This is a genomic window from Pelagibacterium xiamenense (assembly GCF_021166475.1).
GTDB lineage: Bacteria > Pseudomonadota > Alphaproteobacteria > Rhizobiales > Devosiaceae > Pelagibacterium > Pelagibacterium xiamenense.
Map to the genome: position 1 here is coordinate 121,757 of NZ_JAJOYS010000004.1, position 20,397 is coordinate 142,153.

A 20,397-nucleotide genomic window follows, 5' to 3' on the forward strand; every position below is an offset into this window, starting at 1 on the left:
GCTGGCGGTGGTCATGTATATGGTCCCGGAGATCGGATCTGGCGCCTTTTGCGCCGGTTCGGAGTTGGGAGCAACCCGATGGCATACCGGCCCAATCCCGAAGTCCGCGAGACCATGGTCCCGAAATTACTTGAGTGTCAACATCAAGTTAATTCCAGCCGAATGAGGAAGTTATCGGATAACTTTTTGCGATCGGTCAGCTTGCTTCGCATTTCCACATGGGACTAAAATGTTTGTGCGAGTGACTTCCCCGCTGAGTCGAGACCTTCTTCCGCCAGGCTTGGAGCGGACAAAACGTACTGGATAGACCGTTGAGCAGCGACGCTACGGGCGACGCGGCAAAGCGCCGTGACGCCGCCTTTTCGAAAACCTATTCCGCCGACAAGGCCCTTCTGCATGTCAAGGCCGCCGGGTGGGGCCGCGGGCTTTCGACGATCCTCAGGATTACGCGCATGTCCCTGCGCCACCCCTGGCAAGTGGCCATCGCCATCGTCTCGACCTTTATCGCCGCCTCGCTGCAATTGCTCATTCCCCAATTGCTCGGCCAGGCCGTCGACCAGACGCAAACGGTAGTGACCGGGGGCGAGGCCGGCGCGCTTGCGGAAAACGCCCTGCTCATGACCGCCCTGATGCTGCTCGGCGTCTCTGTCGCGCGCGGCATCTTCACGCTCTTGCAGAACTACTACGCGGAATCGGTCGGCCACCATATCGGCTACGAATTGCGGCTCGCGTGCTACGAAAAGATCCAGCGGCTCAACTTCTCCTTCCACGACCAGGTCCATTCGGGCGACCTGATCACCATCGGCCTGCTCGATCTCGAAGGCGTCCGGATGTTTTTTTCGACCGGGCTGATCCGCGTCTTTCTTTTGAGCGTCCTCATCGGTGTCGGCGCCTATCTGCTCCTCTCGACGAACCTCGTGCTCGGCCTTCTGGCGCTGAGCTTTGTACCTTTCGTGGCCTGGCGCTCGGCGACAGCGCAGATGAAATTGCGGCTCACCTGGCGCGAATTGCAGGAACGGCTTGCCGTCCTGACCCGCGTGATGGACGAAAACCTCGGCGGCATCCGCGTTGTCCGCGCCTTCGCCGCGCAGGCTTATGAGATGGCCAAATTCGACAAATGGTCGAAATACGCCCTCGAGCTGGCCCACGACCGCGTCGGCATCCGCGTGCGCGCGACGTCACTGATGACATTCTCGTTCTTTGCCGCAATGGGACTGGTGCTCTGGATCGGCGGCGGCATGGTGATCGAAGGCGAGATCACCGTCGGCACGCTGGCGACGTTCCTCACGTTCATGACCATCCTCCAGATGCCCGTCCGGCAATTGGGCATGATGGTCAACTCCTTCGCCCGCGCCTCGACATGCGGCACGCGGCTGTTCGCGCTTCTCGACCTCGACATCGCCATCAAGGACAAGCCGGACGCAAAACCCCTGACAGTAACTGAGGGAACACTGCGGTTCGACAATGTCGGCTTCGTCTATCCCGAAACCGGCGACAATCGGGTCCTCAAGAACATCTCGTTCGAAGCCCGGCGCGGGGAAACGCTTGCCATCGTCGGCCCACCGGGGAGCGGCAAATCGACGATCGCGCATCTGATCCCGCGCTTTTACGACGTCACCGAGGGCCGGATCACCATCGACGGGCAGGACATCCGCGACGTGACGCTGGCCTCCCTTCGACACGCGGTCGCCGTCGTCCAGCAGGATGCCTTCCTGTTCACGACGACCATTGAGAACAACATCGCCTATGGCGATCCCTGGGCCCGCGAAAACCGCATCGAACGCGCCAGCGACTCCGCCCAATTGCACAATTATGTGCTCGGCCTGCCGCACGGCTACCGCACCATCGTGGGCGAGCGCGGCGTTTCGCTTTCGGGCGGCCAGAGGCAGAGACTGTCCATCGCGCGCACGATCATGCTGCGGCCGGACATACTGGTCTTCGACGATTCGACCGCTGCCATCGACGCGGCGACCGAGCAGCGCATCCGCGGCGCCATGAAACAGTATGCCAGAGACCGCATCACCATCATTATCGCCCACCGGCTCTCGTCGCTGATGCACGCCGATCAGATCCTCTTCGTCGAAAACGGCGAAATCGTCGAACGCGGCACCCATGAGGAGCTGCTGGACAAGGGCGGCCGCTACAAGGCGCTCTACGATCTGCAGGTGCGCCCGGGCGACGAAATGCTCGAAGAGATGGGCGGGGGAGAGAACTGATGACCACCGAAACCTACAACGAGCGTCACGACCCCGCCGATGCCGGCCGCCGGCCGCCGCGCGCGACCGTCGGCTCCTACCGCATTGAAGAGGAGATGTTCGGCAAGGCCTTCGACGGCAAGATCGTCTCGCGCATCTGGGCGTTCGTCGAGCCCTACCGCCTCCAGATGATCATCGCCGTTATCGCGGTGCTGGTCTTTACCGGCACACAGCTCATCATCCCGCTCATCGTGCGCTACGCCATCGACTACGCGGTCGTGGAAGGCGGCGTCGACTACACGGCCCTTCTTTGGGCGTGTGCCGCGTTCGGCGTCACCATCGCGATCAACTACGCCGCGAGCTATGTGCAGGAATCGGTGGTGGGTAAGGCCGCCGAGAACGTCCTTTTCGACATGCGCCGGGCAATGTTCGGCCACCTCCAGCGTGTCTCGCTCTCGTTCATGGACAAGACCGAGGTCGGCCGCCTGATGAGCCGGCTCCAGGGCGACGTCAATTCCATGCAGGAATTCCTCGAGACCTCGGTGATCTCGGTGGGGGACATGGCCCTGCTTGTCGGCATCATCGTGGTGATGCTGTGGCTCGATTTCTCGCTCGGACTGCTGACGCTCTCGGTCATGCCGGTCCTTTTCATCGTCCGCATCTTCTGGCTCCCCCGCGCGCGAAAAGCCTTCATGGCGGCGCACGAAACCAATTCGGTGACCAACGGCGCGCTCGCCGAGGCGATCCACGGGGTCAAGGCCGTGCAGTCGATGGAGCGCCAGGACGTCAATTTCACGCTCTACAACGACAAGGCGACGGCAAACCTGCGCGCGCACCTCACAGCATCGAAATATGCACAGGTGATGGTGCCCATCGTCGACTCGTTGACCGGGCTCGCCATGGCGATCCTCATTGTCGTGGGCGGCTCGATGGTTCTGAACGAACGCCTCGACGTCGGCGTCATGGTCGCGTTCCTCTTCTATATCCAGCGCTTTTTCGACCCCATCCGCTCGCTGACCCTGCAATATTCGGTCATGCAGCGCGCCATGGCCGCCGGCCAGCGCATCACCGAGGTGATGGACGTGCGCGTCGACATCACCGACAAGCCCGACGCCGAAGACCTCCCCGCCGACATGGACGGTTCGGTCGAATTCAAGCACGTCACCTTCGGCTACAATCCCAAGCACCCCGTGCTCAAGGACGTCAACTTCAAGGTCAATCCCGGCGAGACCGTCGCGCTTGTCGGCCCCACCGGCTCGGGCAAATCGAGCTCGATGGCCCTCATTCACCGCTTCTACGACGTCCAGGACGGCCAGGTTTTGGTCGGCGGCAGGGACGTGAGGGACGTCACCCAGGAGTCGCTGGGCCGTCACATCGCCATGGTGCTCCAGGAACCGTTCCTCTTCACCGGCACCGTCTTCGAGAATATCCGCTACCGCAAGAGCGAAGCGACCCGCGAGGACGTCGTCGAGGCCGCCAAGACCGTGGGCGCCCACGACTTCATCATGAGGTTGCCCGGCGGCTACGATGCCGAACTGGGTGAGCGCGGCGGCAATCTTTCGCTCGGCCAGCGCCAGCTGATCAGCTTCGCCCGCGCGCTCGTGGCCGATGCGAAGATTCTCGTCCTCGACGAAGCCACCGCCAATATCGACAGCTATACCGAAATGCTGATTCAGAAGGCGCTGGTCAAACTCCTCGAGGGCCGCACCGGGCTCGTCATCGCCCACCGCCTCGCCACCATCCGCGGCGCCGACAGGATCATCGTTTTGCAAAACGGCCAGGTGATCGAAACCGGCAACCACGACGCACTGATGGCGAAAAAGGGCCTCTATTCGAAGCTTTACAACCTCAACTACGCGTCCTTCGACGACATTCCCGACACGGAACTGGAGGCGGCGACGGAGGGTGCGGGCGACGGGACGACGTAGTTATTCGATCTTGAGCTCGGCTATGAAATCGTACCGGTCCCCGCGATAGGACGACTTCGTCACCTCGATGGGCCGCCCATTGGCGAGAAACGATCGCCGCTCGATATGGAGGATCGGGCTCCCCGGCTTGACGTCCAGAAGCTCTGCCTCCCGCGCATCGGCGACTGCGGCCCGCAACCGCTGGAGCGCGCGCACCGGCGAGTTGCCGCTGTCCTTGAGCGCCTCGTAAAGCGACTCCCCGATCGCGTCCGGGCTCACCGCCGACATCGGCACGACCGCATGCTCGACGGCCAGCGGCTCGCCATCGGACGTACGCACACGCGAAAGCCGCACCACATGATCCGAGGGCGACAACCCCAGCTTGAGCATTTCGTCGGCATCGGGAAGGCTCACGGTCTTTTCGAGAACGACCGACGCCGAGGACGCGCCCCGGCGCTTCATGTCGGCGGTAAAGCCCATGAGCAGCGAGAGCGGCTGATCGATCTGCGGCGAGACATAGGTGCCCGCCCCGCGGCGCTTGGAAATCAGCCCCTCGCGGTGCAGGTCGTCGATCGCGTTGCGCACCGTGATACGCGACAGCCCGGTCGCCTTGGCGATGTCGCGCTCGGACGGCAGCGCGTCGTTGCCCCTGAGCGCGCCGGTCTCGATGAGCGCGCGCAGCGTCTTGGCAAGCTGGTGATAAAGATGGCTCGAGGACGCCTCATACCCGGCGAGCTGTTCGACGATCGTCGCCAGCACATCGGGTTGGGACGCCTCGCCCGGCCCGCTATCTTCGGCAATCGACATCGTTGTTCTCCCGTTATTATGACGCGTTTTTAAGCCGCGGATCGAGCGTATCCCTCAGGGCATCGCCCAGAAGATTGAAGCCGAAGGACAGGAACAGGATCGCGAACCCCGCAAAGATCGCCGGCCAGGGCGAGAGCAGGAGGAAATTGCGCCCCTCCGACAGCATCAGCCCCAGCGACGGTACCGGCGGCTGCGCCCCGAGCCCCAGAAACGACAGCGATGCCTCTACAAGGATCGCCGCCGAAAGCAAGAGGCTCGTCTGGACAAGGATCACCGAGGCGAGGTTGGGCAAAAGGTGCAAAAAGACGATCCGCCCGTCCGAAGCCCCGATGGCGCGCGCGCCCATGACATATTCGCTCTCGCAGATGACGAGAGCCGGCCCGCGCAGGAGCCGCGCGAAAATCGGCGTATAGACGATGGCGATCGCAATTGCCGCGCTCCAGACATTGGGCCCCAGAACGGCGATGACGCCGATGGCCAACAGCATGATGGGGAAGGCGAAAAGCACATCCATCACCCGCATCAGCACCCTGTCGAGCCAGCCGCCATAGAACGCCGCGAGCATTCCCAGCGTGCCGCCTGCAACGAGCGCCAGCCCGACGGCGGTGACGCAGGTCATGAGCGAAACCTGATAGCCGAACAGGATCCGCGCGAGCACGTCGCGCCCAAGCTGGTCGGTGCCGAGCCAATTGGTGAGGTTCGGCCCTTTCATGCGTTCGACCATCACCTGTGCATATGGATCATGGAGCGCGACGACCGGCGCGAAAATAGCCAGAAGCACCTGGATCGCGACAAACCCGAGCGCGAAGGTCAGAAGCTTGTTCTTGCGGATGAACTCCATCATCGGCGCGACACCCTTGGGTCTATGACCGCATAGAGCAGGTCGACGAGAAAGTTGACGATGACGAAGGCGGAGGTCATGACGAGGATCGTCGCCTGCACGAGCGGATAATTGCGCTCCGCAATCGCGCCGAGCACCAGCCGCCCGAGTCCGGGAATGGCAAACACCTGCTCGACGACGATGGCGCCGCCCAGAAGATACCCCGTCGCCACGCCGACGCTCGTGATGAACGGAATAAGCGCATTGCGCATGGCATGCCGGTAGACCAGCCGCCGCTTGCTCGCCCCCTTGGCTTTCGCGGTGCGGATATAGTCCTGCCCCAGCGCATCGAGCATGGCCGAGCGCACCAGCCGCGAAAGATTGGCGAGCATGGGCAGGCTCAGGGCGATGACCGGCAGGATCATACGCTGGAGATTGCCGAGAGGGTCCTCGGTAAAGGGCACATAACCGAGTGCGGAAAACCCCGGCAGCAGCTTGGACAAGAGAAAGATAGAGACGATCCCGAGCCAGAAGGACGGGATGGTGAGCCCCGCAATCGCGCCGATGCGCACCGCAACCTCCGCGCCCTTGCCCCGCGCCTGCGCCATGAAGGCCCCCAGCGGGATCGAAAGCCCCGCCCCGACGAGGACCGAAAGGAACGTCAATTCGAAGGTCGGCCAGATATTCGCGGCAATTTCCGCGGCTACGGGCCGCCCCGTCCAGATCGAAGTTCCAAGATCGCCCCGAAAGAGCCCCGTGAACCAGTTGAAATACTGGATCAAGATCGGCTGATCGAGCCCCACCCGGCGCTCAAGCTCGGCGATCCGCTCGGGCGTGATTTCGGTATTGGCACCCAGCATGATCGCAACCGCATCGCCGGGAATGAGCCGGATCATCAGGAAAACGACGATCGAAACCCCGAACAGAACCACCGCCAGATCAATGAGCCGGGTGACGAGAAAGCGCGAAGACATCGGGTCTCCCCAGAACGGTCCGCGCCGGCACCGCTCGAGGCAGCGCCGGCGCGGGAGGTGGCTATTCGGCGATCTCGACGTCGACGAGGCTCGTGAGGCGCCCGTTCGGATAGATCTCGAATCCCTCAACCGCATCGTTGACCGCCGTAAAGAGGCTGCCATAGGCGACATGCGCGATGGGACCCTCGCAGGCGAGCTTGCGCTGAACCTGATCGTAGATCGCCTTGCGCGCGCCCTGATCGGTTTCCGACCGGCCCTCATCGAGCCAGGCATCGATCTCCGCGTCGGCATAGCCGAAGACGTTGGTCGAGCCGCCGCCATAGAAGGTCCGGTAGAAATATTCATCCGGATCGGGACTGCCGCCATTGGCCGAAACGAACAGATCGAAATTGGAATTTCGCCAATCCTGGACGAACTGGCCGATCTCCTGGTTGATCAACTCGATCTCGAACCCGGCTTCCGCCGCCTGCTGCTGGACGATCTGCGCGATGTCGCGCGCATCCTGACGCGGCAGCACGTTCATCGTGAGCTGGACGGGAAGCGCGACCCCGGCCTCCTCGAGCATCGCCCGCGCGGCTTCAGGATCGGCTCCATAGCAGGAGTATTCGGACGGATCGAGCGCCCAGCTCGTCAGCGCCGGGGAAAGCGGCCCGGCGGGCACACCGGCGCCAAAGAGCGCGCCGTCGATGATTTCCTGCCGGTCGAGGGCCAGATTGAACGCCTCGCGCACCGCCGGATCGTCGAACGGCTCGCGCGTAACGTTCATCCCCACGAGCGTATAGGAAAGATCGCGCGTCTCCTGCACCGTGACGCCGGGTTGCCCCTGAAGCTGCAGCGCCGTCGCCGGGTCGATACCGGGCAGAAGCCCGTAATCTCCCGAAACGACGCCGACCTGACGGGTCGCGGATTCGGGCACGAAATTGAACCGCACGCCCTCGAGCAGCGGTTGACCGTCCTCGTGGTAGTCCTCGAACGAAGAGAGCGCGATGTAGCCGTTGGGCTGCCAATCCTCGAAATGGAAGGGGCCAGTGCCGACAGGCGTCTGCTGCAGGCTGTCGACATCCTCCTCCATTTCCGCCGGCACAATGGCGATGGATGAGAGCGAAGACAGGATCGGCGCGAACGGCGCGTCGAGCGTGAACCTGACCGTTTGCGGATCGACGACTTCGATACCGGTGATCGGCGACACCCGGCTCGCGAGCGGCGACGCAACGGTCTCGGACTGCACGCGCCGGATCGAGGCGGCGACATCTTCGGCGGTCATCTCCGAACCGTCGTGAAACGTAACGCCCTCGCGCAGATGGAAGGTGTAGGTGAGCCCATCCTCCGAGACGTCCCAGCTTTCGGCAAGGCCCGGGACGACGTTGAGGTCGCGGTCGATAGCCGTAAGGGCTTCATAGATATTGCCCTGAACGATCACCACCGAATTGAAGGCCGTGATCAGATGCGGATCGAGCCCCGCGGGCGAAGAGTCGATTGCGATGTCGAGCGTGGCCGCGTGGGCGCCGCCCGCAATGACAGTCGAGGCCAGAAGCCCCAGACCGATGGATTTCAAAGACATGCATTCCTCCAGGTCGTGGCGTTGCGAAAACCGCTCGGAACAGCTCCGCAGCATGATGTTCCCTTTGACGCCGGCATCGGTGCCGGTCTCGGCCCAATAGGTCCAGTTAAAGACCAGTCTGGACTTTTGGTACGCTATGGTATTAGTTTTTTCGAGGCAAGCGAAACCTGCATCTGCCGAACGAGGGGGAGTGCGTGACCGCAACCGCAGAACCATTGCTGAGCATCGAAGACCTCGAAATCGGTGTTTCCGGCCGCGCAATCATCGAGGGGGTATCGCTGTCGATTGCCCCCGGGGAGATGCTCGGGCTCGTCGGGGAATCCGGTTGCGGCAAGTCGGTGACCGCGCTCTCGATCATGCGGCTGATCGCCGAGCCGCCCATGCGCATCTCCAAAGGCGCGATCCGCTTCGAAGGCACGGACCTGCTCACCTTGAGCGAAAGAGCCCTGGAAGCGATCCGAGGCGACGATATCGCCATGATCTTTCAGGAGCCAATGACCTCATTGAACCCGGTCTTCACCATCGGCGACCAGATCGCCGAAGCGGTGCTGCTGCATCGGGATGTCACCAAGACCGAGGCCAACGACCGCGCCATCGAATTGCTCACCCGCGTCGGCATCCCCTCGCCCCGCGCGGCGCTCGGGCGCTACCCGCATCAACTCTCCGGCGGCCAGCGCCAGCGCGTGATGATCGCCATCGCGCTCGCCTGCGACCCCAAATTGCTCGTCGCCGACGAACCCACCACGGCACTCGACGTGACCGTGCAGGCACAGATCCTCGACCTGATCGACGACCTGCGCCGCGAAACCGGCATGGCCGTCCTGCTCATTACCCACGACCTCGGCGTCGTCTCGCAATATTGCGACCGCGTGGCGGTGATGTATGGCGGCCGCGTCGTCGAAGAAGCACCCGCAAGCGAGCTCTTCGCCCATCCGCATCACCGCTATACCGAAGCGCTTCTGCGCACGATCCCCGCGTCCAACCCGCCCGGCGTCGAACTCCCCGCCATCGGCGGCACAGTGCCCCCGCCGGGCAAGCGCCCGGACGGCTGCACCTTCAACCCGCGCTGTCACGCACGGATCGAAAAATGCACCACGGCCATGCCCGCGCTCGACGGCGGCAGGCATCTCACGCGTTGCTGGAACCCCGCACCATGACCCTGCTCGACGTTCGCAACCTCTCCAAGACCTATCCCGGCGCGGGCGGGTCGACCGTCAAGGCGGTCTCCGATGTTTCGTTTTCGATCGGACCTGGCGAAGTGCTCGGTGTCGTCGGGGAATCGGGCTGCGGGAAGTCCACGCTCGGCCGGTCGCTCCTGCGCCTCATCGAGCCGAGCGCGGGCGAAATCCATTTCGACGGCAGGGATCTGATGGAGCTGGACCGCGGCCAGCTCAAGCCCGTCCGCAAGGATTTGCAGATCATCTTCCAGGACCCCTTCGGTGCACTCAACCCGCGCCATACCGTGGGCGGTATCATCGGCGAACCGCTCAAGGTTCATCGCGTCGGTACAAGGGCCGAGCGCGCCGCGCGTGTCGCTGAACTGCTCGACCTCGTCGGCCTGCCTGCCGACGCCGCAAAGCGCTATCCGCACGAATTTTCCGGCGGCCAGCGCCAGCGCATCGCCATTGCTCGCGCGCTCGCACTCAACCCCAAGCTGCTCGTCGCCGACGAGGCCGTTTCCGCGCTCGACGTCTCGATCCAGTCCCAGATCATCAATCTGATCGCGGACCTCCAGAAGCGCCTCTCGCTCTCGATCGTCTTCATCAGCCACGACCTCTCGGTGATCCGCCATGTGAGCGACCGGATCGCGGTGATGTATCTCGGGCGCATCGTCGAGATCGGCCCATCCGAAGAGCTGATGACGAATCCCAAGCACCCTTACACACAGGCCCTTCTCTCCGCGATCCCGCGCCCTAACGTGCCGCGCACCGGACGGATTGTCCTGAAGGGTGAACTCCCCGACCCCGCCAACCCGCCCGCCGGCTGCGCCTTCCATACCCGCTGCCCCCACGTGATGGACGTATGTCATTCGGACCGTCCCAAACTCGCGAGGCCACAGGAGGGTGAGCCCGACAGCCCGCTCGAAGTCGCGTGCCACCTCTATAAGGCGGCCTAGATGATGGACGTCACTCAAGCCTTTGCGCCGGTAAAAATCGCCATCGAGACAGGCCGCATTCCCGGCGGCGTGCTGGGTATCATCGATGCCAACGGCAATCGTGCCGTCGAGGTTCTCGGCAAGGCACAGACGGTTCCGGCGAGCCGTCCGATGACACGCCAGACCTGGTTCGACCTCGCCTCCCTCACCAAGGTGATCTTCACGACGTCCCGCATCCTCGAAGCGGCCGAACGCGGCGAGATCGATCTCGACGCACCGCTCACAAGCGTGCTGCCCGATTTCCGCCAGTATGCGCCCGACGCCTGGGAGCGGAAGGTCACCTTCCGCCAATGCCTCGGCCACCAGACGCCGTTCCCCGCCGTCGAGCCCATCTATACCTATGGCCGCGATCCGGACCTTCTCCGCGCCTTCGTCCTCCAGCGCGAATGGCGCGCCGGACCCGCCGTCTATTCGGACATCAATTTCATCCTTCTGGGTCTGGCGCTCGAGCGGCTCGACGGCGTCAAACGCATCCGCGACCTCGATCCCGGCAAGGGTTTCGCATGGTCCGCCCCCGCCGATCAAAGCGCGGCAACCGAAGACTGCACCTGGCGCTACGACGTACTCTCGGGCACGGTCCACGACGACAACTGTCATGCACTCGAAGGCTCGGGCCATGCCGGGCTTTTCGGCACCATCGACAGCGTCCTCGAATTTGCGCACGGCCTTCTGACCGGCACCGGCGCTTCCGAACAAACCATCTCCCTGATGCGCACGCCGCTTTCCGAGAGACGCACCCACGGCTGGGAGCGGCCCTATATCGGCTGGCCGGGCGGTGATCATGCCCATCCGGAAACCATCGGCCACACAGGGTTCACCGGCACCGGGCTCTGGATCGATTTCGCAAACGGGCGCGCTTGGTCGCTCCTGACCAACCGCATCCATCCGACACGGCATTTCGACAGCGGCATCGCCCAACTCCGCCGCGCGGTGGGCGATATCATCAGCACAAGATAGGCGCGGCGAAGGGGAGACCACCATGGAGCCGATCTGGGCCGTTGGCCTTATGACCGGGACCGTCCTTGACGGCAATATCGACGTCGCCATCCTGAAAACCGACGGCGAGACCATATCCGAGTTCGGCGCCTGGACGCTCGCGCCCTACCCCGACGACATCCGAGCGCTCCTCACCGAAACGCTCGACGCCGCCCGCGCCTGGAATTTCGACGGCCCCGAGCCGGAAATCTTCGCCCGTGCCGAGGAGGCGATTTCGGTCGCTCAGGCCCACGCGGTGCGCGACCTCGTGCTCTCCTCCGGCCTGACACTCGCCGATATCGGCATCGTCGGATTCCACGGCCAGACCGTGCTCCACCGCGCGCCCACCCCCAGCCGAATCGGCGACACCCGCCAGCTCGGCAACGGCCAGGTCATGGCCGATATCCTCGGCACCAGGGTCGCCTATGACTTCCGCACCGCCGACGTCCGCGCCGGCGGTCAGGGCGCACCACTTTCCGCCGCCTATCACGCCGCACTTCTGCGCGACCTTGGTGCAAGCGGAGACACCGCCGTCCTCAATCTCGGCGGCGTCGCCAACATCACCTGGACGGACGGCCGGGATCGGGTCATCGCGTTCGATACCGGCCCCGCCAACGCCCCCATCAATGACTTCGTCCACGGCCTCGGCCTGGGTGACATGGACACCGACGGCACGCTGGCGCTTGAGGGGCATGTCGACGAAGCGCGCCTCGCAAAGCTCCTCGAACACCCCTACCTCGCCACGCCTTTTCCCAAATCCCTCGACCGGTTCGATTTTTCCGCATCGATGGCAGAAGGCTGCTCCCCCGAAGACGGCGCCGCGCTTTTGACCGCCTTCACAACCTCCGCCGTGGGCCGGGGCCTCGATCTGCTGCCGCGCCGGCCCGAAAAGCTGATCGTCTGCGGCGGCGGCCGGCGCAACCCCGCCATCATGGCCATGCTGCCCGGGCGCGCGAAGGTTGAGGCGATCCCCGCCGAGGCGGTCGGCTGGCGCGGCGACGCGATCGAAGCGGAATGCTTCGCTTTCCTCGCCGTGCGCGTTCTGCGCGACATGCCGATCAGTTTCCCCACCACCACCGGCGTATCCGCCCCGATGCGGGGAGGAAAAATTGCCGCCTGACCCCTATCGGGCGCAATCCGCACGGAAACGGGTTTACAGACCGCTTGGATTGCGCAAAGGTATAGTGGTCTTATATTGGTCTTTAAATGGACTTGAAGCGAGGAGTGACAGGAGACGATGGCCAGGCTTTCGCTGAAGGGCGTCAAGAAGCGGTTCAAAGAGACCGAAGTCCTGCACGGAATCGATCTTGAAATCGGCGACAGGGAGTTCGTCGTTTTCGTGGGCCCCTCGGGCTGCGGCAAGTCCACGCTGCTGCGCCTGATCGCCGGGCTCGACCCGATCACCGAAGGCAGCTTCCGGCTCAACGAGAAGCTGATGAACACCGTCCCGCCCTCCAAGCGCGGCATCTCCATGGTCTTTCAGTCCTATGCGCTCTATCCGCATATGGACGTTTACGAAAACATGGCGTTCGGCATTCGCCTGATGGGTTTGGACAAGCCCGAGATCGACAAGCGCATCGGCGAGGCGGCGAAAATGCTGCAGCTCGAACCGCTTTTGAAGCGCAAGCCACGCGAGCTCTCGGGCGGCCAGCGCCAGCGCGTCGCCATCGCCCGCGCGCTCGTCCGTAAGCCGCAGGTCTTCCTCCTCGACGAACCGCTCTCCAACCTCGACGCGGCCCTGCGTTCGGAGGTCCGGCTCGAAATCGCCAAGCTCCACCAGGACATCGGCGGCACCATGATCTACGTCACGCACGACCAAATCGAGGCGATGACCCTCGCCGACAAGATCGTCGTCATGAACGAAGGCCGCATCGAGCAGGTCGGCACCCCGCACGAGCTTTACGAAAGCCCCGCCAACACCTTTGTTGCGACCTTCATCGGCTCGCCCAAAATGACACTGCTCGAGGCACGTACCGCAAACGGCAAACTGTCAATTCCGAATGGTGGCAGCGTGACCGGAAGCGCCCCCGATGGCGCAGGCGAAACGGTAACCGTCGGCATGCGCCCCGACGCGCTCGACATCGCCGAGGGCGACGCGCCCGAAGGCTTTGGCGCCGACGTCGTCTACACCGAATACCTCGGGAACGACGCCTACGTTTATGCGCGCCTCGCCGACGGCACGCTCGTGAGCGTCAGGGCCGCGCCCAAGACCTACTACCCCGCCAACGCCCGCATCACCGTCATGCCGCGGGCCGAGGCGCTGCACTATTTCGACAGCGCGAGCGGAGCCCGCCTCTAGCCCGCGCTGGTGAAAGACGACCCTACAAAGGAGAGGAATATGACCAAACTCATGTTACGGGCCACCATCGGTCTCACCGCCTTGGCGGTCGCCGCTCCGGCCTTCGCCCAGGACATCAGCTTCTGGAGCTGGCGCCAGGAAGACCGCGAGCAATACGAACAGATCATTGCCGCGTTCGAGGAACAGCACCCCGACATCAACGTCACCTTCGAGCCGTTCGAAGCGCAGAACTACAACACCATTCTCTCGACCGCGCTGGCCGGCGATTCCGGCCCGGACGTGATGATGGTGCGCGCCCACGGCGCCTTCGAAACCGTCGCCGCTGGCGGCTATCTGATGCCCCTGACCGAGGAAACGGTCCCCGGCCTCGGTTCTCTGCCTGAAGCCGCGCTCGCGGCCGAAACGCTGAGTTCGGACGGTCAGGTCTACGCCGTCCCCTTCGCCTCCCAGACCATGCTGGTGATCTACAACAAGGACATCTTCGATGAGCTCGGGATCGAGGAACCCTCGACCTGGGACGATCTGATGGCTGTTAGCCAGACAATCGAGGACGCCGGCATGTTCGCCTTCGCCAACGGCACGGCGACGGCATGGCAGAACGAGACCATCGTTTCGGCTCTCGGTTCGTCGATCATCGGCAAGGACTTCTACAACGACCTCGTCGCCGGAGAGACCGACTTCACCGACCCGCGTTTCGTCGAAGCGCTCGAAGCGGTCCAGGAAGCCTCGCAATATTTCCCCGATGGCTTCGTCGGTCTCGACTACGCCTCCTCCCAGCAGCTCTTTGCCTCAGGGATGGCGGGCATGTTCGCTGGCGGTTCGTTCGAGATCGCCAATTTCCTGGGCCAGAACCCTGACCTCAACCTCGGCGTTTTCCCGGCTCCCGTGGCCGAAGAGGGCGACGAGCACCTAGTGGGGCTCTTCTTCGACGGTGGTTATGCCGGTAATGCCGACACCGAGCACCCCGAAGCGGTCCAGACCTTCCTGAGCTTTTTGACGACCCCCGAATTCGGCAACATGTTCGCCAACGAGTTGGGCAACATCTCGCCGATCCCGGGCGTCGAGTTTGAAAGCGAACTGCTCCAGGAAGTGGCCGAGCTCAACGAAAACTCGATCCCCTACATCATGCTCGTGCATTTCCGCTACGAGGAACCCTCGGGCTCGGTGCTGCTGCAGGCCGAAGTCCAACGCATGCTCGCGGGCGAAACGACGCCGGAAGCCGCGGCCCAGGCCGTCACCGACGGCATCGCCACCTATTACGAGCCGTTCCAGAACTAGACGCACCATTCGGTCCGGGCCTCGCGCCCGGACCATCCCCCGCTTACCCCGGCAGCCTTTCTCGGGCCGCCGCGATAAGCTGGTTTGAGAACCGAGCAAGGGAAGCCCATGCCGCGATTGCGCCTCACCGGACGAGGTCTCTGGATCACCGCCCTGATCGTACCGCCGCTCGCGGTCATGGTGACCTTCGTCGCCTATCCGATCCTTTCGGCCCTCGCCTATGCCTTTTATGACTGGCAGGGCCTTCAGCGTGGCGATTTCGTCGGGCTCGCCAATTTCCACGAAGTGCTCTTTACCGAACCGTTTGCGACCTGGACGCGCAATGCGTTCGTCCACAACGTGATCGTCTTCTTCTCGCTAATGGTCATTCAGAACGGCTTCGGCTTCATCCTCGCCTATGCCCTCTGGCGCGAACTGCCCGGCGCCGCCTTCCACCGCGTCGCGGTGTTCCTGCCGGTGGTGCTCTCGACCGTCATCATCGGCTTTCTCTGGAAGCTCTTCTTCCACCCGCTCTTCGGCCCGGTGAACCAGATCTTTCGCGGGCTCGGCCTCGACTTTCTCGCCCAGCCCTGGCTCGGGCAGTCCTCGACCGCGCTCGCATCGCTTATTTTCGTCAACGCCTGGGCCTGGGTGGGCTTCCCGACCCTCGTCTTCCTCGCAGGCATGCAGCGCATTCCCGGCGAAATCCTCGATGCTGCGCGCATGGAAACCGATAGCGAATGGGTCGTGATCAAAAAGATCGTCTGGCCGCTCGTCGCCCCGAGCGCGACGGTGGTCTTCATCCTCTTGTTCATCGGCTCGTTCAACTGGTTCGAATTGCCCTACATCATGGTCGGGCTCGACGGCTCGCCCTTCGGCTCGACCGACGTCCTGGGGCTCTATTTCTACAGAACCGCCTTCGGCAACCAGTCCGCCGGCGTCCAGGATTTCGGCCGCGGATCGGCGCTCGCCGTCATCACCTTCCTCTTCATCGCCATCGTCGCCGCCTTCTGGACCGTGCGGCTGCGCAAGCGGGAGATCCAGCTATGACCGCGACATCCGCCAAGGCGATGACCTACGACAACAAGGGCATATTGAGCACGCTCGGCCGCGACGGGCTCCTTCAGGTCATCCTGATAGCGAACACCGTCCTGATGCTGTTCCCGGTCGTCATCATGGTCTTCTCGGGCTTCAAGTCCAACATGGAGATCTTCAACAACCCCTTCGCGGTCCCCGATTTCGCGAACCTTTCGAACTACATCGACGTCTGGACCCAGACCAATTTCGTCCGCTACCTCTTCAATTCGGTTTTCGTCACGGGCTTCTCGCTGCTTCTGATCCTGGTGCTGGGCACGATGGCCGCCTACGCCATCGCGCGATATGAGTTCTTCGGCGCAAGCTTCCTGCTGTTGTTTTTCATCGCGGGGCTCACCCTGCCCCTGAAACTCGCGATCATCCCGCTCTTCATACTCTTCCGTGACCTCGGCATACTCAATTCCTATTGGGCGCTGATCGCCGTCTATGTCGCGATGGGCCTGCCCTCGACGGTCTTCATCATGACCGGCTTCATCCGCTCGCTGCCGCGCGAATTGGAGGACGCTGCGCGTATGGACGGCGCAAGCGAACTTCGCATTATGTGGTCGGTCATGCTGCCCCTGACCCGGCCGGCAATGATCATATCCGCGATCCACAACCTTGTGCCGATCTGGAACGACTTCTTCTTCCCCCTCGTCTTCATCCAGAACGACGCGCTCAAAACCCTGCCGCAGGGCCTCACATCCTTCATGGGCGAATACACCACCGATTGGGGAGTGATGTTCGCCGGCCTGACATTGGCCGCAGCGCCGATCACCGTGGTTTACGTCATCCTTTCGCGCCAGTTCATCAACGGCATGACCTCCGGGGCGCTCAAATAATGCGCGGCGAACTCCCCAAGGGCGGCCTGATCGTCTCGTGCCAGGCGCGCACCGACAATCCCCTGCACGGCCCGGCCTTCATGGGCGCCATGGCGCTCGCCGCCGCCCAGGGTGGCGCATGCGCCATTCGCGCCAACGGCCCCGCCGACATCACCGCGGTCGCCGGCGCCGGCCTGCCCGTCATCGGCATCAACAAGGTCTTTTCCGAGCGGTTTCCCGTCTACATCACCCCCAGCTTTGAAAGCGCAGTCGCCCTGGCCGAGGCCGGGGCGGACATCATCGCGCTCGATTGCACCCCCCGCCCGCGCGATGGCGAGCCTGCCGCAACCCTCGTCGCGCGCATAAAAGCCGAGCTCGGCCTGCCCGTTTTCGCGGACATCTCGACGCTCGAGGAGGGCCTCGCCGCCGAGCAGATGGGCGCCGACTACGTTGCCTCAACGCTTTCGGGCTATACCGGGACCCGGCCCAGGCCGGAAACGCCCGATTTGACCCTTATCGAGGCGCTGGCCCGGAAGGTTTCTGTGCCGGTTATCGCCGAGGGACGCTACAACACGCCCGAACTCGCCCGCGCGGCCCTTGACGCGGGCGCCCACGCGGTTGTCGTGGGTACGATGATCACCAACCCGCGCGAGATCACGCGGGCCTTCGCGCAGCGGATAGCCCAATGACTTCACACTATCTTGGCATCGACATCGGCGGCATGGCCTCGCGCTGGGCCGTCGCGGGCCCCGACGGCACCATCGTCGCGCGTGGGGAAGCGCGTGGCGCCACCGGGCATCTGTTCAACCCCAAGGCCCGCGCCGATTTTGCCGCAACGATCGGACAAATCGCCGGCATCGCCGGCCGCACGCCGATCGCGCGCGCGTTCGCCGGCGTGACCGGCCTCGGACCCATGGCTTATCCCGACGCCCGGGACATCATCGGCGCGGCCTTCGGCGTTTCACCCGGCACGGTCGATGTGTCCGACGATATGGAACTCGCCTTCCGCGCGGTCTTCGAACCCGGCACCGGCCACATCGTTTCGGCCGGCACCGGCTCGATCGGTTTGCACATCACCGCGGACGGCCGCACCGTACGCGTCGGCGGGCGCGGCATCCTGATCGACGACGGCGGATCGGGCGCGTGGATCGCCTTAAGAGCACTCAACGCCGTCTACCGGCGCATCGACACGACCGGCGACGCGGCGGAAGCCAGCGTCCTCGCCGAGGAGCTTTTCGATGCCATCGGCGGCCAGAGCTGGGATGACGTCCGCGCCTATGTCTACGCCGGCGACCGCGGCAGGATCGGCGCCCTTGCGGTGCCCGTCGCCCGCGCTGCCGACAGGGGCGACCCCATCGCCGCCGGCATTCTCGCGGACGCCGCGCAGGAGCTCGCACGGCTCGGCCGCGCGCTTGTGGGCCGCACCGCGCATCTGCCCATCGCTTTTGTCGGCGGCGTGCTTTCGCTCAATCAGACCATCAAGCCCGCACTCCGCGATGCGCTTGCGGACTTCGACGTCACCTTCCCCAAAGCCGACGCCGCCGGCGCGGCTGCCGACATCGCCCGCCAGCGGGCGCAAAACGACCAGGACAAAGCCTCATGACGAGCACCGAAACCGCCTCGCGCCGCTACGCCACCATCGAGGACTGGTCGTCGACCGAAATCGTCGAGGGCATCGTCGAAGGCCAGTTCTCCGCCATCGCGGCGGTGCAATCGGCGCGCGCAGCCATCGCCGAGGTGATCGACCGGGCGGCCCAGCGTCTCGAAGCCGGTGGGCGGCTCATCTATCTCGGCGCCGGCACGTCGGGCCGGATCGCCACCCAGGACGCCTCCGAGCTGCCCCCCACCTTCTCCTGGCCCTACGAACGCGCCGTCTCGCTGATGGCAGGGGGCGACAGTGCCTTCACCCAGGCCGCCGAGGGCGCCGAGGACAGCGAGCAACAGGCCGTCGACGCCCTCGAAAGGCTGGGCGTAAATGACCTGGACGTCGTCCTCGGCATCGCCGCCTCCGGGCGCACCCCTTTCGCCATCGCCGGTCTTGTTCATGCGCGCGAAAAAGGCGCGCTCACCGTCGGTATCTACAACAATCCCGAAGGCCGGATCGGCGCGGTCTGCGAACTGCCCATCCTGCTCGATACCGGTCCCGAATTCCTCGCCGGGTCGACGCGCATGAAGGCCGGCACGGCGCAAAAGGCCGCGCTCAACTGCATCTCGACCGGCGTGATGATGAAGCTCGGCTTCGTCTATCGCGGCCTGATGGTCGAAATGCGTGCAACCAACGCCAAACTGCGCGAACGCGCCGTGCGCATGGTCGCCCAGATCGCGCAAACGGACGCCGACGCCGCCCGCGCCACGCTCGAAACAGCCGACGGCTCGATCAAGCTCGCAAGCCTGATGCTCGCCAGATCGCTCGACCGCAACGCGGCCCAGGCACGGCTCGATGCCGCCAAAGGCAATCTGCGCCGCGCGATGGAAGGCTGACAGGTCAGCCCGTCACCGCAACCGCAGCGCCGGATTTAACCGAAGCCGCCGCCGCCTCGGCAATGGCCAGCGCATTGACGCCGTCGGTCACTGAAACCGGCACCTCGGCCTCCCCGAGCGCGGCAGCGACGAAGCCCGACCACTCGGCGACATAGGCGCGCGCATAACGTTCGAGGAAAAAATGCTCGGGCCTGGCGCCGATGACCCCAGCCGCCAACGCGCGCGCAACCGTCGTTTCGTTGACATTGCCGACCGCCAGCAGCCCCTCGGACCCCAGAAGCTCGACCCGCTGGTCGTAGCCATAGGCCGCGCGGCGGCTGTTCTTGATGACTGCGATGCGCCCGTCGGCGAAATGAAGCGTCGTCACAGCGGTATCGACGTCGCCCAGCGCGCCGATCTCCGGGTCGACTAGGCTCGCCCCCACCGCCGAAACCCGCTCGGGCACCGCGCCGAAAATCCAGCACGCAACGTCGAAATCGTGGATCGCCATGTCGCGGAATAGCCCGCCCGAGACCTTCACATAGCTCGGCGGCGGCGGGGCCGGGTCGAATGAGGTTACGGCCAGAAGTTCGCCCTTGCCGATCTCACCGGCGTCGAACCCCGCCTTGAGTGCCTTGAAATTGGGATCGAACCGGCGGTTGAAGCCCAGCATGATCGGTCGTTTTGCATCGCGCGTCGCCGCCTGGCACGCAAGTGCCCGCTCCAAACTCAGATCGATCGGCTTTTCGCACAGCACCGCCTTGCCCGCGGCAGCGGCCTTTTCGATGAGATCGGCATGGGTATCGGTCGACGTCGCGATCAGGACCGCGTCGATCGTATCGTCGGCGATGATCTCCTCTGTCGTCCGCACCGCGGCGTCGTAGCGCCCCGCCAGCGCACCCGCGGCATCGGGAACGAAATCCGACACGGCGACCAGCGTGCTGCGCGCGTCGAGATGGATGTTTTTTGCGTGCACCTGACCGATACGGCCCGCGCCCAAGAGACCAACGCGCAGCATTCCAGATAGCCTTTCTGTTTCGAATAAAGTCCTCGCAGAACGCCTATTCCAAAATTGCCTGAGACAGCAAGCGG

Annotated in this window: 18 protein-coding genes; 13 read left to right on the forward strand and 5 right to left on the reverse strand. The window is 64.1% G+C overall.

Annotated features, from left to right (window positions below):
• The first annotated feature begins 311 nt into the window (after positions 1–311).
• Positions 312–2,216, forward strand: a complete 1,905-nt coding sequence (locus tag LSG43_RS15790; RefSeq protein ID WP_439652051.1) for an ABC transporter ATP-binding protein — start codon at positions 312–314, stop codon at positions 2,214–2,216.
• Positions 2,216–4,123 (forward strand): ABC transporter ATP-binding protein, encoded by a 1,908-nt coding sequence (locus LSG43_RS15795; RefSeq protein ID WP_231805981.1) that lies wholly within the window; start codon positions 2,216–2,218, stop codon positions 4,121–4,123. The genes LSG43_RS15790 and LSG43_RS15795 overlap by 1 nt, the downstream gene beginning before the upstream one ends.
• Here the strand turns inward: LSG43_RS15795 and LSG43_RS15800 are convergent, their stop codons facing one another.
• The 4 genes from LSG43_RS15800 to LSG43_RS15815 all read right to left on the reverse strand — a co-directional run bounded on the left by LSG43_RS15800 (position 4,124) and on the right by LSG43_RS15815 (position 8,264).
• Positions 4,124–4,909, reverse strand: a complete 786-nt coding sequence (locus tag LSG43_RS15800; RefSeq protein ID WP_231805983.1) for a GntR family transcriptional regulator — start codon at positions 4,907–4,909, stop codon at positions 4,124–4,126.
• Between the two features lie 16 nt (positions 4,910–4,925).
• The gene (locus LSG43_RS15805; RefSeq protein WP_231805985.1) at positions 4,926–5,753 is read right to left on the reverse strand and encodes an ABC transporter permease; all 828 of its coding nucleotides are present in this window, start codon (positions 5,751–5,753) and stop codon (positions 4,926–4,928) included.
• The gene (locus LSG43_RS15810) at positions 5,750–6,703 is read right to left on the reverse strand and encodes an ABC transporter permease (protein ID WP_231805987.1); all 954 of its coding nucleotides are present in this window, start codon (positions 6,701–6,703) and stop codon (positions 5,750–5,752) included. The genes LSG43_RS15805 and LSG43_RS15810 overlap by 4 nt, the downstream gene beginning before the upstream one ends.
• 61 nt (positions 6,704–6,764) lie before the next feature.
• Positions 6,765–8,264, reverse strand: coding sequence for an ABC transporter substrate-binding protein (locus LSG43_RS15815; RefSeq protein WP_231805989.1), 1,500 nt, complete (start codon positions 8,262–8,264; stop codon positions 6,765–6,767).
• A gap of 194 nt (positions 8,265–8,458) precedes the next feature.
• Between LSG43_RS15815 and LSG43_RS15820 the strand changes: the two genes are divergently transcribed.
• The 11 genes from LSG43_RS15820 to LSG43_RS15870 all read left to right on the forward strand — a co-directional run bounded on the left by LSG43_RS15820 (position 8,459) and on the right by LSG43_RS15870 (position 19,326).
• A complete protein-coding gene (locus LSG43_RS15820; RefSeq protein WP_231805991.1) occupies positions 8,459–9,421 on the forward strand; it encodes an ABC transporter ATP-binding protein in 963 nt (320 codons plus the stop codon).
• Entirely contained in the window at positions 9,418–10,380 is a 963-nt protein-coding gene (locus LSG43_RS16560; protein ID WP_231805993.1) for an ABC transporter ATP-binding protein, read from the forward strand. The genes LSG43_RS15820 and LSG43_RS16560 overlap by 4 nt, the downstream gene beginning before the upstream one ends.
• Positions 10,381–11,376 (forward strand): serine hydrolase domain-containing protein, encoded by a 996-nt coding sequence (locus tag LSG43_RS15830; RefSeq protein ID WP_231805995.1) that lies wholly within the window; start codon positions 10,381–10,383, stop codon positions 11,374–11,376. It begins immediately after the preceding gene.
• A gap of 22 nt (positions 11,377–11,398) precedes the next feature.
• A complete protein-coding gene (locus tag LSG43_RS15835; protein ID WP_231805997.1) occupies positions 11,399–12,514 on the forward strand; it encodes an anhydro-N-acetylmuramic acid kinase in 1,116 nt (371 codons plus the stop codon).
• Between the two features lie 117 nt (positions 12,515–12,631).
• Positions 12,632–13,693 (forward strand): ABC transporter ATP-binding protein, encoded by a 1,062-nt coding sequence (locus LSG43_RS15840; RefSeq protein ID WP_231805999.1) that lies wholly within the window; start codon positions 12,632–12,634, stop codon positions 13,691–13,693.
• Positions 13,694–13,732: 39 nt separating this feature from the next.
• Positions 13,733–14,971 carry an extracellular solute-binding protein gene (locus LSG43_RS15845; protein ID WP_231806001.1) on the forward strand — a complete coding sequence of 413 codons (1,239 nt, stop codon included), beginning with the start codon at positions 13,733–13,735 and terminating at the stop codon, positions 14,969–14,971.
• A gap of 108 nt (positions 14,972–15,079) precedes the next feature.
• Positions 15,080–16,000 carry a carbohydrate ABC transporter permease gene (locus LSG43_RS15850; protein ID WP_231806003.1) on the forward strand — a complete coding sequence of 307 codons (921 nt, stop codon included), beginning with the start codon at positions 15,080–15,082 and terminating at the stop codon, positions 15,998–16,000.
• Positions 15,997–16,866 (forward strand): carbohydrate ABC transporter permease, encoded by an 870-nt coding sequence (locus LSG43_RS15855; RefSeq protein ID WP_231806005.1) that lies wholly within the window; start codon positions 15,997–15,999, stop codon positions 16,864–16,866. The genes LSG43_RS15850 and LSG43_RS15855 overlap by 4 nt, the downstream gene beginning before the upstream one ends.
• Entirely contained in the window at positions 16,866–17,534 is a 669-nt protein-coding gene (locus LSG43_RS15860; RefSeq protein ID WP_231806007.1) for an N-acetylmannosamine-6-phosphate 2-epimerase, read from the forward strand. Before LSG43_RS15855 ends, LSG43_RS15860 begins: the two co-directional genes overlap by 1 nt.
• On the forward strand, positions 17,531–18,448 hold the full coding sequence (locus LSG43_RS15865) for an N-acetylglucosamine kinase (protein ID WP_231806009.1): 918 nt from the start codon (positions 17,531–17,533) through the stop codon (positions 18,446–18,448). The genes LSG43_RS15860 and LSG43_RS15865 overlap by 4 nt, the downstream gene beginning before the upstream one ends.
• Positions 18,445–19,326 (forward strand): N-acetylmuramic acid 6-phosphate etherase, encoded by an 882-nt coding sequence (locus tag LSG43_RS15870; RefSeq protein ID WP_231806011.1) that lies wholly within the window; start codon positions 18,445–18,447, stop codon positions 19,324–19,326. Before LSG43_RS15865 ends, LSG43_RS15870 begins: the two co-directional genes overlap by 4 nt.
• Positions 19,327–19,330: 4 nt before the next feature.
• Here LSG43_RS15870 and iolG read toward each other — a convergent pair whose 3' ends face one another.
• Entirely contained in the window at positions 19,331–20,323 is a 993-nt protein-coding gene (gene iolG, locus LSG43_RS15875) for an inositol 2-dehydrogenase (RefSeq protein ID WP_231806013.1), read from the reverse strand.
• Between the last annotated feature and the right edge of the window lie 74 nt (positions 20,324–20,397).

Bases quoted from the DNA above. Each gene is read 5' to 3' on its own strand.
- LSG43_RS15795 (WP_231805981.1), top strand. From the start codon at position 2,216: ATGACCACCGAAACCTACAACGAGCGTCACGACCCCGCCGATGCCGGC.
- LSG43_RS15800 (WP_231805983.1), bottom strand. From the start codon at position 4,909: ATGTCGATTGCCGAAGATAGCGGGCCGGGCGAGGCGTCCCAACCCGAT.
- LSG43_RS15805 (WP_231805985.1), bottom strand. From the start codon at position 5,753: ATGATGGAGTTCATCCGCAAGAACAAGCTTCTGACCTTCGCGCTCGGG.
- LSG43_RS15810 (WP_231805987.1), bottom strand. From the start codon at position 6,703: ATGTCTTCGCGCTTTCTCGTCACCCGGCTCATTGATCTGGCGGTGGTT.
- LSG43_RS15815 (WP_231805989.1), bottom strand. From the start codon at position 8,264: ATGTCTTTGAAATCCATCGGTCTGGGGCTTCTGGCCTCGACTGTCATT.
- LSG43_RS16560 (WP_231805993.1), top strand. From the start codon at position 9,418: ATGACCCTGCTCGACGTTCGCAACCTCTCCAAGACCTATCCCGGCGCG.
- LSG43_RS15830 (WP_231805995.1), top strand. From the start codon at position 10,381: ATGATGGACGTCACTCAAGCCTTTGCGCCGGTAAAAATCGCCATCGAG.
- LSG43_RS15835 (WP_231805997.1), top strand. From the start codon at position 11,399: ATGGAGCCGATCTGGGCCGTTGGCCTTATGACCGGGACCGTCCTTGAC.
- LSG43_RS15840 (WP_231805999.1), top strand. From the start codon at position 12,632: ATGGCCAGGCTTTCGCTGAAGGGCGTCAAGAAGCGGTTCAAAGAGACC.
- LSG43_RS15845 (WP_231806001.1), top strand. From the start codon at position 13,733: ATGACCAAACTCATGTTACGGGCCACCATCGGTCTCACCGCCTTGGCG.
- LSG43_RS15850 (WP_231806003.1), top strand. From the start codon at position 15,080: ATGCCGCGATTGCGCCTCACCGGACGAGGTCTCTGGATCACCGCCCTG.
- LSG43_RS15855 (WP_231806005.1), top strand. From the start codon at position 15,997: ATGACCGCGACATCCGCCAAGGCGATGACCTACGACAACAAGGGCATA.
- LSG43_RS15860 (WP_231806007.1), top strand. From the start codon at position 16,866: ATGCGCGGCGAACTCCCCAAGGGCGGCCTGATCGTCTCGTGCCAGGCG.
- LSG43_RS15865 (WP_231806009.1), top strand. From the start codon at position 17,531: ATGACTTCACACTATCTTGGCATCGACATCGGCGGCATGGCCTCGCGC.
- LSG43_RS15870 (WP_231806011.1), top strand. From the start codon at position 18,445: ATGACGAGCACCGAAACCGCCTCGCGCCGCTACGCCACCATCGAGGAC.
- iolG (WP_231806013.1), bottom strand. From the start codon at position 20,323: ATGCTGCGCGTTGGTCTCTTGGGCGCGGGCCGTATCGGTCAGGTGCAC.